This window comes from Dietzia sp. IN118, from assembly GCF_032905965.1.
Classification (GTDB): domain Bacteria; phylum Actinomycetota; class Actinomycetes; order Mycobacteriales; family Mycobacteriaceae; genus Dietzia; species Dietzia kunjamensis.
This window is the reverse complement of sequence record NZ_JAUMSR010000001.1, coordinates 593,829-610,350: the sequence shown is the minus strand read 5'-3', so window position 1 is coordinate 610,350 and position 16,522 is coordinate 593,829. Positions and strand designations below refer to the sequence as shown.

Annotated in this window: 14 protein-coding genes and 2 pseudogenes; 10 read left to right on the top strand and 6 right to left on the bottom strand. The window is 60.9% G+C overall.

Features of this window, described 5'->3' with window-relative positions:
• Positions 1-2: 2 nt before the first annotated feature.
• From Q2K20_RS18175 to Q2K20_RS02895, 8 genes are all read left to right on the top strand, one after another.
• A complete protein-coding gene (locus tag Q2K20_RS18175) occupies positions 3-920 on the top strand; it encodes an NAD-dependent epimerase/dehydratase family protein (RefSeq protein ID WP_410494168.1) in 918 nt (305 codons plus the stop codon).
• Complete coding sequence (locus Q2K20_RS02920) at positions 921-1,949, top strand: SDR family NAD(P)-dependent oxidoreductase (RefSeq protein WP_317176665.1); 1,029 nt, start codon at positions 921-923, stop codon at positions 1,947-1,949.
• Positions 1,946-3,064, top strand: coding sequence for an NAD-dependent epimerase/dehydratase family protein (locus tag Q2K20_RS02915; RefSeq protein WP_317176664.1), 1,119 nt, complete (start codon positions 1,946-1,948; stop codon positions 3,062-3,064). The genes Q2K20_RS02920 and Q2K20_RS02915 overlap by 4 nt, the downstream gene beginning before the upstream one ends.
• 5 nt (positions 3,065-3,069) lie before the next feature.
• Complete coding sequence (gene wecB / locus Q2K20_RS02910) at positions 3,070-4,200, top strand: non-hydrolyzing UDP-N-acetylglucosamine 2-epimerase (RefSeq protein ID WP_317176935.1); 1,131 nt, start codon at positions 3,070-3,072, stop codon at positions 4,198-4,200.
• On the top strand, positions 4,190-4,756 hold the full coding sequence (locus Q2K20_RS18170; RefSeq protein WP_410494167.1) for an acyltransferase: 567 nt from the start codon (positions 4,190-4,192) through the stop codon (positions 4,754-4,756). The genes wecB and Q2K20_RS18170 overlap by 11 nt, the downstream gene beginning before the upstream one ends.
• The gene (locus Q2K20_RS02905; RefSeq protein ID WP_317176663.1) at positions 4,746-5,924 is read left to right on the top strand and encodes a hypothetical protein; all 1,179 of its coding nucleotides are present in this window, start codon (positions 4,746-4,748) and stop codon (positions 5,922-5,924) included. The genes Q2K20_RS18170 and Q2K20_RS02905 overlap by 11 nt, the downstream gene beginning before the upstream one ends.
• Before the next feature lie 109 nt (positions 5,925-6,033).
• Complete coding sequence (locus tag Q2K20_RS02900) at positions 6,034-7,323, top strand: hypothetical protein (RefSeq protein WP_317176662.1); 1,290 nt, start codon at positions 6,034-6,036, stop codon at positions 7,321-7,323.
• A gap of 303 nt (positions 7,324-7,626) precedes the next feature.
• Positions 7,627-7,845 (top strand): transposase, encoded by a 219-nt coding sequence (locus Q2K20_RS02895; RefSeq protein ID WP_317176661.1) that lies wholly within the window; start codon positions 7,627-7,629, stop codon positions 7,843-7,845.
• Positions 7,846-7,901: 56 nt separating this feature from the next.
• Here Q2K20_RS02895 and Q2K20_RS02890 read toward each other — a convergent pair whose 3' ends face one another.
• Complete coding sequence (locus Q2K20_RS02890; protein ID WP_317176934.1) at positions 7,902-8,426, bottom strand: ATP-binding protein; 525 nt, start codon at positions 8,424-8,426, stop codon at positions 7,902-7,904.
• A 31-nt stretch (positions 8,427-8,457) separates the two neighbouring features.
• Positions 8,458-8,610, bottom strand: a complete 153-nt coding sequence (locus Q2K20_RS02885) for an IS3 family transposase (protein ID WP_317176933.1) — start codon at positions 8,608-8,610, stop codon at positions 8,458-8,460.
• Positions 8,611-8,793: 183 nt separating this feature from the next.
• Between Q2K20_RS02885 and Q2K20_RS02880 the strand changes: the two genes are divergently transcribed.
• Positions 8,794-10,269 (top strand): IS1634 family transposase, encoded by a 1,476-nt coding sequence (locus tag Q2K20_RS02880; protein WP_410494219.1) that lies wholly within the window; start codon positions 8,794-8,796, stop codon positions 10,267-10,269.
• A 256-nt stretch (positions 10,270-10,525) separates the two neighbouring features.
• Positions 10,526-11,662 (top strand): annotated as a pseudogene (gene istA / locus Q2K20_RS18165) (IS21 family transposase); the annotation flags it as partial.
• Positions 11,663-11,833: 171 nt separating this feature from the next.
• Here the strand turns inward: istA (Q2K20_RS18165) and Q2K20_RS02875 are convergent.
• From Q2K20_RS02875 to istA (Q2K20_RS02860), 4 genes and pseudogenes are all read right to left on the bottom strand, one after another.
• A pseudogene (locus Q2K20_RS02875) lies at positions 11,834-12,829 on the bottom strand (IS3 family transposase); the annotation flags it as partial.
• A gap of 25 nt (positions 12,830-12,854) precedes the next feature.
• Entirely contained in the window at positions 12,855-13,943 is a 1,089-nt protein-coding gene (locus Q2K20_RS02870) for an IS110 family transposase (protein ID WP_317176659.1), read from the bottom strand.
• Between the two features lie 104 nt (positions 13,944-14,047).
• Positions 14,048-14,899: an IS21-like element helper ATPase IstB gene (gene istB / locus Q2K20_RS02865; RefSeq protein WP_317176658.1), complete on the bottom strand. Its 852-nt coding sequence runs from the start codon at positions 14,897-14,899 to the stop codon at positions 14,048-14,050.
• Positions 14,896-16,428, bottom strand: a complete 1,533-nt coding sequence (gene istA, locus Q2K20_RS02860; protein ID WP_317176657.1) for an IS21 family transposase — start codon at positions 16,426-16,428, stop codon at positions 14,896-14,898. The genes istB and istA (Q2K20_RS02860) overlap by 4 nt, the downstream gene beginning before the upstream one ends.
• Between the last annotated feature and the right edge of the window lie 94 nt (positions 16,429-16,522).

Here is a 16,522-nt window from a genome sequence, read left to right as displayed (position 1 = left end):
ACGTGGCACGAATACTGGTTGTCGGTTCGTCAGGTTTTGTGGGCGCTGCGGTTTGCACTTCACTCGGAGAACGGGGCCATGAGGCGATTCGACTACGAACGCCGCGCATAGACCCCGTCACGCTACGGCCGAACCCATCCTCGATTGCGAGCCTACGTGCGCATCTGAACAATTGCGCCGCCGTCGTCAATGCAGCAGGAGTGCCCGATTCAACCGGTGCGAAGAAGGCCGAAATGTGGGCAGCGAATGGAATACTGCCTGGGCTCCTCGCCTCGGAATGTTCGCGCTATGGGGTACGCTTCGTACATGTCAGCAGTGCCGCCGTTCAGGGACGAATTAGCTCGCTTGACTCAACAACCGAGATGAACCCATTTTCCGCGTATTCAGCGTCGAAGGCTCGCGGCGAAGTCGAGGCTTTGCGATGCGATTCGACGGTAATCTATCGTCCGCCTGGGGTTCATGGCTTCGACCGCAAGGTGACCCGCACAATTGCAAGGCTGGCCCGGTCACAATTTACTAGCGTGGCCGGCGACGGGTCGGCGAACAGCCCCCAAGCCCTTATCGAGAACGTGGGCGACGCGATCGCATTCCTCGCGGTGAGCAACGTGACCCCGCCCGCGATCGTCGCTCACCCTTCCGAGGGGGTGACGACGGGCGGCCTTCTGGAGGACCTAGGGGGCCGGCGGCCAGCGAGGGTCTCGCCAAGATTGGCCCGCGCGGCCGTCGCGGCAGCTTTTGGGGCTGCTCAGACACTCCCCTCGGCGGCGGGGCATGCGCGCCGACTCGAAATGCTCTGGTTCGGGCAATCCCAGTCTCCTAGCTGGCTGACCGGAGAGGGGTGGGTTCCCGTCCTAGGTCGAGACGCTTGGCGGGATCTTGGCCGTAGACTTGCAATCGAAATCCCTTCGGAAGGAAACTGAATGACCTCTCTGGCTGGAGCCAGCATCGCGATCACTGGCGGGACCGGATCGTTCGGCGCGACAATGGCGAGCCACCTTTTACAGAAGGGGGCCGCCCAGGTCAATATCTTTAGCCGCGATGAAGCAAAGCAGGATGAGATGCGATCGCGAATGGATGAACCACGCATGAAGTACTTCGTGGGGGACGTACGGGACCGCGAAAGCGTAGAGAACGCCTTCGTTGGCATAGACTTCGTCTTTCACGCTGCCGCCCTGAAACAAGTTCCGTCATGTGAGTTCTTTCCCGACCAGGCTGTTAAGACTAATGTTGACGGGAGCCGTAACGTAATTGCTGCGGCCCACAAACTCGGCGTGAAATCCGTCGTGTGTTTGTCTACAGATAAAGCCGTATACCCGGTTAACGCCATGGGAATGTCAAAAGCTCTGATGGAGAAGACCGCGCAGGCGTTCGCCCGCAACCATCCAGACTCCCCCACCACAGTCTCTGTCACCCGATATGGCAACGTCATGTATTCGCGCGGCTCGGTGATTCCCCTCTTCGTCCGACAGATTCGTGCTGGTAAACCTCTCACTCTTACTGAGGGTTCGATGACTCGCTTCTTAATGAGCCTGCAAGAGTCTGTGGACCTAGTTGAGCACGCGTTTTTCCATGCTCAACCTGGTGACCTATACGTGAAGAAGGCTCCTGCCTGTACGGTCGACACCCTAGCGCGGGCTACGGCCAAAGTTCTTGGAGTTGAGGAGCCAGAGATCGCACGAATCGGTATCAGACACGGCGAGAAAATGTACGAGACGCTCCTTTCTCGCGAAGAGATGGCGAAGTCGACCGACCAAGGCGAATACTTCAAGGTCCCCCTCGATGCTCGCTCTCTTCAATACTCTGGCTTTGTGGAGGAAGGAGACTCCGAAGTCCGAGAGGCAGAGGACTTCGATTCCAACAACACATCGCAGTTGTCGATAGATCAGACGGCTAATCTCATCGCGTCGCTCCCAGAGATGCAGAATGTCCTCGCGGAGATGAACCATTGAAGATTGTCCTCACAGGCGCCGGCGGGTTCCTCGGGTGGCATACGCGGCTGAGGCTTGCAGCGCTAACCGACCACGACGTCATCCCTGTCAGTCGCGCAAACTGGTCTCAACTAGGCGAGTTCGTGGCGGCTGCCGACGCAGTGATTCATCTCGCCGGGGTCAATCGTGCAACAACCGACGAAGAAGTTGAACAGGGCAACATCAACCTCGGAGCAGATTTGGCCCGGGCCGTTTCGGCCGCCGGTCACCCCCTTCGGGTGGTGATGTCTGGCACGATCCAGGTCGAGCGGGACAACGCCTACGGTCGTGGGAAGCTTGGCGCACAGAATCTGGTTGCCGAGGCGACCGTTGCTGCTGGGGGTCACTTCGTTGATGTTTGCTTACCCAATCTGTTCGGCGAGCACGGCGCACCCCACTACAACTCTTTTGTTGCTACTTTCGTCCACGCCACTATCCTCGGCGAGGCTCCCTCCATCAACGAGAATCCGGTGGAGTTGCTTCACGCTCAAGACGCCGCGCGGTCACTCCTGTATGCGGTGGAGAGCAACGAGACCTCGATTAGGCCCAGGGGGGCACACACCGGGGTGACAGAGGTTTGGGACATCCTTCAAGAATTCCACCGCTCATACGTCCCCGCCGGCGAGATCCCCGACTTAAGCAGCAAATTTCGCATCGACCTCTTCAACACTTATCGCGCATCGCTGTTTCCAAGAAACTACCCCATCGCTCTCGTCCCACGCCTTGATCGCAGGGGCGCGTTTGTGGAAACGGTGCGGTGCCGTGGCGGCGAAGGACAATCATCATTCAGTACTACCGTTCCCGGTATCACGCGGGGCGAGCACTATCATCTCACCAAAATTGAACGATTCGCCGTTGTCCAAGGCACGGCAAGGATAAGCCTTCGCAAAATGTTCAGCAAGGAAGTTTTTGACTTCCAAGTATCCGGCGATTACCCGGTCGCTATCGATATGCCCGTGGGATGGGCTCATAACATAACTAACACTGGCGACGGTGTACTGCTTACGCAGTTCTGGAGCCACGAACTTTTCCGACCCGAGTCGCCAGACACGTTCCCCGAACCAGTACGCCCAGAACTGAAGGAGGCACATCTGTGAAGGTAATGACAATAGTCGGTACCCGACCGGAGCTCATCCGCTTGGCCCGGGTCATCCATCGCCTGGATACAACACCCGGCATTGATCACGTGCTGGTCCACACTGGGCAGAACTACGACTACGCGCTAAACCAGGTGTTTTTCGACGACCTTGGGTTGCGACAACCGGACCATATGCTCGGCGTCAACACCTCGAGCTTGGGCGCAGTATTGGGCGGGACTTTAATCGCATCAGAAATAGTCATGCGTGACGAGAATCCAGATGCTGTCCTCGTTCTCGGTGATACCAACTCCTGTATCGCGGCCCTAATGTCTCGTCGATTGCGAATTCCGACTTACCACATGGAAGCCGGCAACAGGTGTTTCGATCTAAACGTCCCCGAAGAAACCAACCGTCGCATGGTCGACCATGTTTCTGACTTCAATATGGTCTACACCGAGCACGCCAGAAGAAATCTACTCGCAGAGGGCTTACATCCGCGCCGGATCCTCAAGACCGGATCACCGATGCGCGAGGTTCTTAATGCCTACCGTGACCAAATCGACGCCTCCACCGTAGTCGCAGATAAGGGCCTTGAGGAAGGCGGATACTTCCTCGTTTCAGCGCACCGTGAAGAGAACGTCGACCACCCCGACCGTCTACGTGCTCTTCTGGACTGTCTAACGGGCATCTACGAGAACTTCAAAATGCCGGTGTTCGTGTCGACTCATCCCCGCACGCGCAACCGTCTCGAGGCACTGCCGAGTTGGTCCGTGCCAGAGGGCATTAACTTCTCCGAGCCCCTGGGCTTTCACGACTATAACAAACTTCAACTCTCCGCAGCGTGCTGCCTCTCGGACTCAGGCACCATCGCCGAAGAGTCATCCATCCTAGGATTTCCAGCCGTCACACTTCGAGACTCCATCGAGCGCCCCGAGGCACTCGACACAGGTGGAATAATAATGACTGGTCTGCACTCGGGCGACGTAGTAACCGCAGTCCAGCTGGCGATGGACTGTAATTACTCCCGCAATGGGGTGAGCGACGTAACACCAGAGGACTACCTAATCGACAACACGTCGGAGCGAGCCGTGAAATTTATCGTATCAACCGCGCATCGACACCATCAGTGGGACGGCATTCGACATGGCCATTGACAGGAACGGACGCACCTACAAGACCTTAAGGCTGCTACGAGGTCGAACTAACGCGCTCAGGCGGGGATTACTCCATACGCCTTCCACATCATTTGTTCACGCGTCATCTTCTGTAGCTTCAGATCTCGAATTAGGAGAATACGCATTTATTGGGCCGGATTGTGAAATTGGGCCGATGGTAACTATTGGCAGCTACACGATGTTCGGGCCGCACGTTGCCATTGTGGGTGACGATCACAAGATCGATGTGACTGGCGTGCCCGCGCAATTCACAGGCCGCCCACCCCAGAGAACCACTGAGATTGGGCGCGATTGCTGGATAGGATATGGGGCTATCATCCTTCGAGGTACAACCATCGGTGACGGGGCAATAGTGGCTGCGGGATCAATCGTGACAAAGGATATTCCTTCGTTTGAGATTTGGGGAGGTAACCCCGCCAAGAAGATCAAAGACCGCTTCGATCTACACCAACAAGTCGCGCACCTCGAAGCAATCAACCGCGGAACTGTTACCCCGAAATTCGCTAACCCACAGGACCGTCTGAATGACTACTAAATCTAACTTACTCGTTGCATGTGGATACTACGATCAGTTTAGCGGCTATCAGGAAATTGGCATCACGCGCGCCCTTGCTCGGCGCGCGAACGTGACCGTTGTGGCCGGGGACAGGGTTAATCCGATATTCTCGGACGCGCATTTAGGCAATATTGGCGCTTCGCGAACTTACTCAACTGAAGTTACTATCGATCAGAACGTTGAAGTTCGCCGTTTCAAAGCGCACGAAATGAGATCCATGCTCGTCTCTCCTTCCGCCATCGGATACATGCGGAAGGGGAGATGGGACGGCATAGTCCAAATCATGCCGGGCCAACTCTTACCGGCAGCTCCTGCATTCATATGCCACGGTCAACCTCGCGCGGTCTTATACGGTGACAACGATGCGATGTATGCAAACCTATCCAAATCGGCAGCCCGAGCCAAGCGCGCAATCTTTAACGCGACTAAGGGTCAAGTCTACCGAGCCGTTAATAGGGAAGCAACAAGCGTCTTTGGGTATACCCAGAATACTTGCAAAATAATCGATCGGTTAAACTCGGGTCCCGACTGCTCTCTTTTGCCGATAGCTTTCGATAATGAGATTTTCTTTTATGACGAGGACCTTCGAAGAACGACAAGAGGCCATCTAGGATTTGATGAGAACGATGTGGTCATTTTCGCACCAGGCAAGCCACAGAAGCAGAAGCAGTTCATAGAACTTCTTAGAATATTTGCTGCTATCGCTCCAGGCACGAACGCGAAATTAATGTTTGCAGGTGCAGGTTCAGACCAAGCGTCAGACGAACTGCGGCAAGCGGTCAAAGTGAACAACCTACACCAGCGTGTGGTCATCCAGCCGTTCGTCGATAGCCGAACGCTAAACTCCCTGTTTAATGCATCCGATATCGGCGTATGGCCTGCAATGCCAGCGGCCACAATCCAGCAATCAATGGGGACTGGACTTAGGACCATCTTCCCAGAAAATGACTTGGTTGGCCATCTTGCCTACTCACAAGCGCAGTGCGTCACATTCGCCGAGGGCCTTTCTAAGTTTGCGACGACATTAAAGTCCTCTATCGAGGCAAACAGGGCGGGCGTCTCCCGATCCGCCCTTTCGCAAGGTTCTCAATGGCTCAGCACCGACTCCATCGCCGATAGAGTCTTGACTGGGCTGGGCCTCAACTAGACCGAGTGGGATTCTTATGAAGCATGTGCCACACGTCGCGACCCGCGCTCCGGGCCGCCGCACTCGCCCTATAAGCGGACTACTATTCCTGTTTCTCCTACTAGCGATAATGCACGAAGTCTACAGGCTCATTATTTCCCCCCAGTTCGGATACTTGGGCGAAGTCTACCGCACGCCGTCTTGGCCGTATCTCGCGCTTTCTTTAGGGCTCATCGTATGCTTATACTTCTTGCTTCCGGCCACCCTTGGCAACATTAGCGATTTCATCGCATGGATCCTGTCCTTAGTTTTATTTATCCCGGCAATCGCGGTACCCCAGTTTACCGGAATCGCCGCACCTGAACTTTCAATTATCGTGTCTTTGACGGCAGGCGTTTGCGGGATAGCAATCGTGGTTTTACTACGATTTCCCCCTTCGAATATGGTTCCCGTTTTTCCCGCAAGTTTCGCTGTGGTTCAAACCGCGATCGCGTTGATCTCGATCGCGACATATGTTTACCTATTGAGCGTGTCGGGCTTGGCGCTTGCAAGCCCGAATCTCGACGATGTTTACGCAATTCGAGACGGCTACCGTCAAACCGTTGCTGAGTCCGGCGCACTAATCGGGTACCTCGTGCGACTGCAAGGCAATGTCATAAACCCGCTAATCTTGATTCGCGGACTATACGGTGGGCCGAAATGGTTGTTGGCCGTGGGCCTTATTGGTCAATGGCTAATATACTCAATCACCGGATTCAAGACTGTCCTTCTATCCGGATTTGCGATATTCGCAATCGCTCTGTTGTTTAGACTTTATGGATCATTGCGGTTGAGCACTTTCATAGGATATTTCGCCGGCTTCAGCATTTTGGCGTTAGTCATCGACAAGCTCACTGCCTCGATGTTTCTATCGACCGTCTTTATCTATAGAACGCTACTGATGCCGGGCACGCTACCGTCGGCTTATTTTGATTACTTTTCGCATCGCGAGTTCTACAAGTGGGAGGACTCTGTTATCAGTTTCTGGAGTTCCTCGAGCAACCATAATTCTTCCCTGTCATACTTAATCGGGCAGTACATGACTGGAAATTCCGAGGTTTCCGCCAATAGTCACCTGATTGCTGATGGTTACGGGAACTTTGGATTCCTAGGCGTAGCCATTGAGTTGATTGTACTCTTATTGATTCTATTCGCCCTTGCGAGCAGCGCCAGAGGACTGCCGTTACCTGTGATCTGCAGCTTATCTATTGCTCCCCTCTTCGCTCTAATTAATTCAAGTCCGATTACCTCGATAATATCGAATGGGTTCCTGGCGCTAATTATTTGTTGCGCGGTCCTCCCTCGGGCCGGTTGGCGTTATTCTGACCAGCCGATATACGGCCCCACCCACGCTAGCCCATCGACTAGTGTAACTTTCTAGCCTTATTCGTTCGACCTGGATTCGAATATCTTTCTTTGGGCTAGGTCAGTGTGCCAGTCTGAAGTGGCCCCAATTGGAGGCGTAGTGCCGTTTTGAAATGGCCCCACCCTCGATCAACCAGACCCTAAGTTTCGTGTCGTCCGGCCAAGGACGTTCACGAGAGGCAAAGGGTTTAAGGAGAAATTGAGAGTGGAGCAGTTCGAACGTATCCGACGAAACGCCCGGGACGAAGGCCTGTCTATCGGGACTGCTGCACCCATAGGTGACATCTGATCTGCGTCGGCGTGTGTCGACGCTGGAAGTATGTGCACCATGCCGAAGGCGTTTCCCAAGGAGTTCCGCGAGGACGTGATCCGGGTCTTCCGCGACTCCGACGCGTCCGTGGCCCAGGTCGCGAAGGACTTCGGCATCTCGCCGTCGTGCCTCAAGCGATGGCTCACCATCGACGACAAGAATTCAGCCGATCCATCGCCAGCTGCGCGGAAGCCTGTTTGGGACGCCTTTCGGAAAGCGCGGCTCTGATGATCGGGTAGCGGTCGGACGGGCATCGGATAGCGGCCCGTCCGACCGCTTGGCCGCTATGGCGTTGCCGTGGCGAGGTGTCGTCTCATGTTCGGGCCGTCGAGGGCGATGATTTCGGCGCCGGCGACGATCCGGTTGAGGATCGATTCGGCGATGACCGCGTCTTGGAGCGACTTGTACCAATCTGGCGGATCGAACTGCGAGGTCACCAGCGTCGAGCCCCGCCCTTCCCGAGCGGCCAGAATGTTGAGCAGCTCCGCCGCGGTGTGCGGGGCCACCGGCGTGGTCAGGAAATCGTCCAGCACTAGCAGGTCGCAGTTGTCCAGATCAGTGAGGAAGTCCAGCCTGCGCTGCGAGGTCGGCTCCAGCACGACGAGCCGGTTGGCCAGGTCGTCGAGCCGGAAGAACCTCGCGGTGTAGTACTTTCGGCACGCGGCATTGAGAAGCGCCTGGGCGAGGTAGGTCTTGCCCACGCTGGATTGGCCGAGCACGACGAGATTGCGAGTGGCGTCGATCCATTGACAGCTGGAAAGTCGTGCGATTGGCTCGCGGTTGACGTTGCGGTCAGGCAGGTAGCGGATCTTGTCAAGCCCCGGGTTTGGTAGAGGGTGGTTATCTGGCGTCGACGAGGTCGTCGACGGGCTCGGGTGACGGTTCGACCGCCGCGTGTAGTGCTTCGTATTCGGCGGGTGGGACGTAGCCGATCTCTCCGTGAATCCGTCGATGGTTGAACCAGTCGATGTACTCAGCGACGGCGATCTCCAAGTCGTTGAGTATTCGTTCTTCTGACCTGACTTCCACAAGTTGACGCTGTTCTAGGGATCGGGATTGCGGTTTTCGCTGGTAGGGCGAGTTCGGGGCTGGCGTTTGTGACACTAAACGGCCCGGTAGCTTGGACGTGTGGGGCTGAAATTTCGGAAGGTGCCGACGGGGTCGGGGGCCACGGGCGTGCAGTTGGTCGAGTGGGTCAGCGGCCGGTTGGTGGTGCGCGAGCACCTCGGTTCGGCTCACACCCCCGGCGAGTTGGCGGCGTTGATCGAGGTCGCCAAGCAGCGCATCCAGGGCGATCAGCAGGCGTTAGACCTGGAGTTGAGTGAGCGCGGCGCCGCGGTGATCGACGTGCCGGCAGCGACAGCCGCGCGGATCCAGCAGTCCACGGCGCGGATCTTGTGGCAGGGATTGACCGGTACGTACTCCAGGCTCGGCTTCGACGTGGTGGGCGATACGGTGTTCCGCGACCTGGTGCTGTGCCGTGCGGTGGAGCCGACCAACAAGTTGGACTCGGTTCGGGTCCTGGGCGAACTGGGGACGCAACCACCGCACGTCAACACGCTCTACAACTGTCTACAGCGAGTGGTCGGCCGGGACTACCGCGGGCTGATCGCCACCGCCTGCTGGGCCCACGTCAACCGCGCCGGAGGCCCCGGTGTGGCGTTGGTGCTCTACGACTTGACCACCTTGTACTTCGAGGCAGAAAAAGAAGATGACCTGCGCAAAGTCGGTATGAGTAAAGAGCGCAAGGTCGACCCGCAGATCACCGTCGGCCTGCTGGTGGCCCGGGACGGGTTCCCGCTGGACGTGCACGTCTTCGAGGGCAACAAGGCAGAGACCAAGACGCTAATCCCGGTCATCACGGCCTTTCAGAAGCGCCACCAGATCAGCGACATGGTCGTGGTGGCCGATGCGGGCATGCTGTCGGCGGCCAACCTCAATGCGCTGGAAGATGCGGGCCTGTCGTTCATCGTCGGCTCCCGCACCTCCAAGGCGCCCAAGGAGCTCGAGGACCACTTCGGTCGCCGCGGCAACCTGATTGCCGACGACGGCGTCGTGGAGCTGATCCGCCCAATGGGACAGGGCCGGGACCGGCGAGACCGGCGGGTGGTGTGGCACTACAAATGGGAGCGAGCCAAGCGAGACCGGCGGACGCTGAACGCGCAGATCGACCGCGCCCAACGCGTGGCCGACCGGGCAGAACCACTCAAGAAGCAGCGGTTCGTCAAGGTCACCGACCAGAAGGTAATCCTGGACGAGGCCTCGATCCAGCGGGCCCGCGAATCTGCAGGTTACAAGGGGTATGTCACCAACATCGCCCCGGCCGCGATGGACGGCCATGCCGTCGTGGCGGCCTATCACGACCTCTGGAAGGTCGAGCAGTCCTTCCGCATGGCCAAGGCCGACCTGAGGGCCCGGCCGATCTTCCACCGCACCCGCGACGCGATCGAAGCTCACCTCACCGTCGTGTTTGCCGCCCTGGCCGTGGCCCGGCACCTGCAGGACGTCACCGGCATGTCGATCAAGAAGATCGTCACCACCCTGCGGCCCCTGCGCACGGTCACCGTCGCCATCGGCGACCACGAAATGCTCGTCGAACCCACAATCCCGGACGCCGCGCGAGCCGTCATCGACGCGATCAATGCAGGGTGACACTAAAACTTGTGGAAGTCAGGTCTGAGGGCCAGTCGTATTGGGTCTGGGAGCCGGTAGTCGCTTGACGGTTTGGACGTCGTCGGAGCCACTGAATATTCGTCTCACTGGGGTCCACCGGCATTGCCTCCGGGGGCCAGTGGCTGGGATCGCGAATATTGCGCTTGGGGGCCAGCAGTAGCGCCCGTGGGGGCCACCCGCTTCTAGGCTCCTTCCGCCGCGTGTATAGGGCGCGCGGCGGAAGGAGCAATCCGTGATGGTACGGAAGATCAGGGCGAAGCTCGTGTTGCAGCTTCGCGCCGAAGGCCTGTCCGGGCGGGCGATTGCCGCCTCGCAGGGCATGTCCCGAAAGAGCATCGCGGCAGTGTTGGAGGCCGCCGATGCGACCGAGACGAGCTGGGACGACGTCGCCGAGCTCACCGATGAGCAGGTGTACGCCCGCCTGTTCCCGGGTCGCGGGGAGCACGAGAGCGTGTTCGCCCAGCCGGACTGGGAGCAAGTCCACCGCGAGATGGCCCGGGTCGGGGTCTCGCTCAAGCTGCTGCACGGCGAGTACACAGACCGCTGCGCCCACGCGAAAGCGCCGGCGATGGGCTATGACCGGTGGTGCAAGACCTACCAGCGACACGTGATGGTGACCGGCGCCGCCTCTCGCGTCGGGCACAAGGCTGGCCAGACGGTCGAGGTCGACTGGTCCGGCCCCACGATGGAGCTCACCGACCCGGTCACCGGCGCGACGCGAAAGGTGTACCTGTTCGTGGCGTGCCTGCCATTCAGCCGGTACGCGTTCGTCTGGCCCAGCACCGACATGCAGCAAGACGCGTGGCTTCGAGCGCACGCGGCGATGTTTGAGAACTTCGGCGGGTCGGAACCGCGGATCGTGTGCGACAACCTCAAAACCGGCGTCGTCAAGCACCCGCGCGACGGCGAGATCGTCCTCAACGACGCCTACCGGGAAATGGCCGCCCACTACTCAGCAGCGGTCCTACCAGGTCGGATACGGCGCCCCAAAGACAAATCTGGGGCCGAGAACACCGTGGCGCACGTGGCGACCTGGGTGATCGCCGGCCTGCGGGACCGGACGTTTCACACGGTGCCCGAACTGGCAGAGGCGATCGGTGAGCGGATGGACGCCTACAACCGCGAACCGTTCCAAAAGCGTCCCGGCTCGAGACTGAGCGTGTTCACCGCCGAGGAGCGGCCGCTGCTCACGCCGCTGCCGGCGGTGGCGTTCGAGATTAGCCGGTGGCTCTACGGCCGCCGGGTCGGCCGCAATGGGCACGTTGTGTTCGAGCGGAACTTCTACTCCGCCCCGCTGGCGCACATCGGCACCGAAATCGATGTGCGGATCACCGCCCGCACGCTGGAGATCTACCGCGGCACCGAGCGGATCTCCAGCCACCTGCTGCTGCCCGCCGGATCTTTCGGGCAGTACCGCACCAACGACGCCGACCTACCAGCCGGCCGCCAGTACCAGCAGTGGGATGCACCCCGGGTACGGGCGTGGGCCGAGCGGGTGGGGCCAGCGGCGGTCATTGAACCGCCCCAGGTTTCCCGCCGCTCCCTATGTGGGTTGCAGCTCTCGGTTGAGAGCGGCGTAGTAGCTCTGCTCGAACTCGATGGGCGGGACGTAGTCCAGGCTCGAGTGGAGCCGTTCATTGTTGTACCACTCGACCCATGCGGCGGTGGCGTACTCGACGTCGGAGATCGTTTTGTACGGCCCGTCGTGGAAGATCGACGAGCGGATGCACTCGGCCTTGTAGAGGCCGTTGATCGTCTCCATGAGCGCGTTATCGTAGGCATCGCCGACGCTGCCGATCGACGGTTCGATCCCCTCGAGGGAGAGGCGTTCGGTGAACGCTACAGATGTATATTGGCTGCCTGCGTCCGAGTGGCTGATCAGCGATTTCGGCTCGACTGGGTGCCCTTCGCGGTCGCGTTGCCACAGCGCCATCCGCAGCGGAGTCATGACGAGGTCCGTGGCCATGGAGGTGGCCGCGTTCCACGCCACGATGCGCTGGGCGAACACGTCGACGATGAACGCCACGTAGGTGAAGCCGGCCCACGTTCGGACGTATGTGAAATCGGCGACCCAGAGCCGATCTGGCCGATCCGAGGTGAAGTCGCGATCGACAAGGTCCGGCGCCCGAACACCGTCCGGATCCGAGGAAGTGGTGTACACCTTCTTGGACCGGAGTACGCCGGATAGGCCCAGCGTGCGCATCACACGGTCCACTGCTCCTGGGCTGGCTGTGGTCAGACCGGCCCGGCGCACCTCGGCAAGCATCTTGCGGCGCCCGTACAGGCCCGCAGGCTGCATCTTCCGCCGCCCCTGCCCATCGGGTTGCCACACGAGCTTGCGGACGGTGTCCTCGACCTCGGCGTCGCTGACGGTCCTGGCCGCCACCACGCGCTGCGGCGAAGTCCACTCGCGGTAGGTCCGTGCGGCAATCTGCAGGCCCGCTTTGCGCAGGCCTCGGCAGATCGACTCGACCGCATGCCCCTCGGACCTCATCTGGTCGATGAACTCGCAGATCACCGGTTGCGGGGGTCGAGCTCCCCGATGCTCCTATGTCAAGTCTTCGTTAAGCGGCCGTCTGGAGAGCAGCGTTTGGAGCTTGCGGTGCTGCAGGTGGAGGAGGTGACGTGGCGTAGAGCACGGCCCGTGTTTCGTCTGCCCGCATCGCTGCGAAGACCCGATCGGATAGGCGGCGGCGGAGTAGGCGCAACGCCTCGGTGCGGGTCTTGCCGGAGGCGATGAGCTTGTCGTAGTAGGCAGTACCTTCTGCGCCGAGTCGCAGCTGGGTCACCGCGGCCATGTGCAGCGCGGTATTGATGCGCCTGTTGCCGCCCCGGGACAGTCTGACGCGGACCTTGTTTCCCGACCAGACGGGAATTGGGGCGGTGCCGTTGAAACGGGCGAAGGCGTCTTTGGACTTGAACCGCCTGACCCCGGCGGTCTCCCCGATAATTGTGGCCGCGCCGAGAACCCCGAGGCCCGGGACCTCGAGAAGACGTGGGTGATCCGCGCGCACCAGCTTGGTCAGGCGGCTCTCGATCTCATTGATCCGCCGCGTGAGCGACCGAATGTCCTCCAGGAGATCCCGGGCGATCTCGGCCACCGCCCCGGTGTGTTCGTAGAGTCGTGCGATCAGCTCATCCAGCAGGTGGTAGCGACGCAGTGCCCGGGACGGTATCTGCAGTTCAGGGTCGATCTCGTGCAGGAACCAGCGGACCTTGGACTGCATTGCGGTACGGCGCGAGACCAGGCTACGACGGTGGTCGGACAACAGCTTGATCTCCCGCACCGGGCCGGGCAGCTCGGCCGTCGGTAGATCATCTTCGCGCAGAGCAACGCGTGCAACGGCTTCAGCGTCGATCGGATCAGACTTGCCGAGTTCACGACCCGAACGGCGCATACCTGCCATCAACCTGGTGTGGACTCGCACCACCTTGTGCCCGGCATCGAGCAGGTCAGCTTCCAGACGACGGGTCAGATGCCGGCAGTCCTCGACCGCAATGCAGACGCCGTCGAACTGCTCGAGCCACGCCATGATCTTCTGATGCCCAGCAGGCCGAGCCTCGACCGTGAGTACATCGATTCTCTTGCCGACCTCGTCGACCGCGACGAGCGTGTGCCAATTCTTGTGGGCATCAATTCCAATGACAGTCATCGCCGACCTCCTGATGCGTTGCGTGCAGTACGGCACCGCCGTTCGAGACCGGGCACGCCTCAGTGGGGCAGTGTCAAGGGACATTGGGATCTCCCTGTGGGCGGTCAGTTCATCTCCCTGCTCGCGGACAGCTGATCTCCCTGTGCGCGGTCAGTTGATCTCCCTGGTGGTCGGTTAGTGCAATGGGACCACCCCTTGCCGGCGGTGGCTTCGGCGAGCCGGAGGGAGGTGCCCTCGGTGATGATGACGTGGGCGTGATGCGGGAGTCGGTCCACGGCGGCGGTGGCCAGGGTTTTGGGCATGAAGGTGTCGAATCCCGCGGGGTGCAGGTTGCTGGTGACCGCCAGGCTGCGGCGTTCGTAGGTGGCATCGACCAGGCGGTAGAACGCCTCTGCGGCGGCTTGACCTGCGGGCAGCATCCCGATGTCGTCGACGACGATGAGTTCAGCCCTGGTGATGCGGGCGATGACTTTGCCGGCGGAGCCGTCCACGTTGGCGCGTGCCAGGGCTTCAGTCAGCGATTCGAGGGTGAACCAGGAGACCCGCATGCCGGCGTCGATGACGTTGTGGGCCAGGGCCTCGACGAAGTGCGTCTTTCCGGTGCCTGAGGGGCCACTGATGGCGAGGTTCTCGGCTCGGTGCACCCATTCCAGTCCGGCGAGCGCTGACTGGGTCGGCGCGGGGATGGAGGAGTCGGCTTCGCGCCAGGAGTCGAACGTCTTGCCGGCGGGGAGTCCGGCCGCCTTGCGGCGGGCGGCTTTGGTGGCCTCGTCTCGTCCGCGGATCTCCTCGGCGAGCAGGACCCGCAGCAGTTCGGTGGGGTCCCAGCGTTGGGCCCGGGCGGTGGCCAGGACCTCGGGGGCGGCGGCCCGCAGGTAGGGCATGCGCATTCGTTTGAGTACCGCGGTCAGGTCCTCGGGCAGTGGCACCGCCGGCGTGGTGGTCGGTGTGCTCATCGGCCGGTGTCCTTTCGGGTGCCGAAGCCGGCCCAGGCTCCTGTCCCAGGCTGAGCGGAGTGGGCTTCGTCGGCGATGACCAGGTCCGCACCGGTCGCGCCGGTGGCCAGGTGCCGGACGATCGCTGCGACGTCGCCGTCGGCGAACCGTCCGGCCGCGGCGGCGGTTCCCAATGCCGCGTCAACGCTGGCGGCACCGACCAGGGCGGCCAGCTCGACGGCGTCGACCATCTTGGCCCGGATCCGCGAGGTCCCGGCGGCGGAGGCCTCGATCAACCAGGACTGGGCTCCATCGCCCAAGGCCAAGAACTCCTTCTCGGCCTGGGAGCGAGCCTTGGGCCGGGGTGGGCGCGGTGCCCCGTCGGGCTCCTGCGGGTGATTGGGGTAGTGGCCCAGATCGATGCGAGGCGTGCCCGGGGTGGACAAGTGGTGCCGCGCCACCTCGCACAGTCCCCGCCGATCGGCGACCCAGTCCGGGGCCACGGGCAGCCGGTCGAGGTCGGCGACGATGACCAGGTCCATGCCGTCTGCGCGGACCCACACCTCAGCGCCGACCAGTCCCGGCGGGGTGGAATAACGCACCGACCCGAACCGGATGGTCTGATCGGTGCCCACGGTGCGGGTCTGCCCCAGCGCCATGGTGTGCGGCGCCGTCGGCAGTACATGCAGACGACGGCGTTCATCGATCAGCGCCTCATTCGGGACCCTTGCCGATTCACGATGCTTACGGGAGTTGACCTTGGCGCAGAACTGCTCGCATGCGGCCTCGAGCTCGGTGAACGAGCCGTACTGCTCCCGCAGGTTCGCCTCGGTGGGCACCACATCGGCCTTGGCTAACCGGACGGTGGACTCGGTGCCGCCCTTGGACTGCGGATCGAACGGCACACAGGTGTGCACCTGGGTGCCGTAGTGACGGGCGGCCTGGACGATCTGCGGATGCCGCACCGGCACACCGGCGACGTGATCCACGCTGACCGTCTTGGCGTTGTCGGTCAGCACGTAGGTCGGCACCCCGCCCACGCGGCGCAGGGTCGCGTCCAGGCAAGCGATCAGCGTGGGCAGTTTCTGGTCCCACACCGGGATGACTACCCGGAAGCGGGACCACGCCAACCAGGCGCAGAACAGCAACGTCGAGCGCAGAACCCCGTCCGGGCCGGGGACTTTCGGCCCTTCGCCCCAGTCGAACTGCAGCCACAGGCCCGGCTCGGTGATCCACGGCCGGTAGGTGCGCTGATGCCCGGCCCGCCACGCGGCCTTGACCTGCGCCACCGCCCGCCTGGTCGTGCGCTCGGTCCCGGTGAACCCCATGGCCACCAGCCGTTCGTGGACGATATCGGCGCGGACCTTGCCGTTGCCGCGCTCGACCCACTCCTCGATCTTGGGCATGTACTCATCGAGCATTCGCGGACGGCGGCCCGCGCCGGTCACCGGACGTCCCTGGTCACGAGCGGCGACGTACCGCCGCACGGTCTTGGGATCCACACCCGCCAACTGTGCGGCGGAGTGCGCACTTTCAGTCCTGAGTTCCACAAGTTGACGTCGTTCCCGACTGCTTCGTTAGGATCGCTGCAGGTCACGGGATTGAACCTGCCGCGCGTGGGTCACTAATTGAGCGGAAGTTGGA

Bases quoted from the DNA above. Each gene is read 5' to 3' on its own strand.
- Q2K20_RS02895 (WP_317176661.1), top strand. From the start codon at position 7,627: ATGTGCACCATGCCGAAGGCGTTTCCCAAGGAGTTCCGCGAGGACGTG.
- Q2K20_RS02920 (WP_317176665.1), top strand. From the start codon at position 921: ATGACCTCTCTGGCTGGAGCCAGCATCGCGATCACTGGCGGGACCGGA.
- Q2K20_RS18170 (WP_410494167.1), top strand. From the start codon at position 4,190: ATGGCCATTGACAGGAACGGACGCACCTACAAGACCTTAAGGCTGCTA.
- Q2K20_RS02870 (WP_317176659.1), bottom strand. From the start codon at position 13,943: ATGACTGTCATTGGAATTGATGCCCACAAGAATTGGCACACGCTCGTC.
- Q2K20_RS02905 (WP_317176663.1), top strand. From the start codon at position 4,746: ATGACTACTAAATCTAACTTACTCGTTGCATGTGGATACTACGATCAG.
- Q2K20_RS02900 (WP_317176662.1), top strand. From the start codon at position 6,034: ATGCACGAAGTCTACAGGCTCATTATTTCCCCCCAGTTCGGATACTTG.
- wecB (WP_317176935.1), top strand. From the start codon at position 3,070: ATGACAATAGTCGGTACCCGACCGGAGCTCATCCGCTTGGCCCGGGTC.
- istB (WP_317176658.1), bottom strand. From the start codon at position 14,899: ATGAGCACACCGACCACCACGCCGGCGGTGCCACTGCCCGAGGACCTG.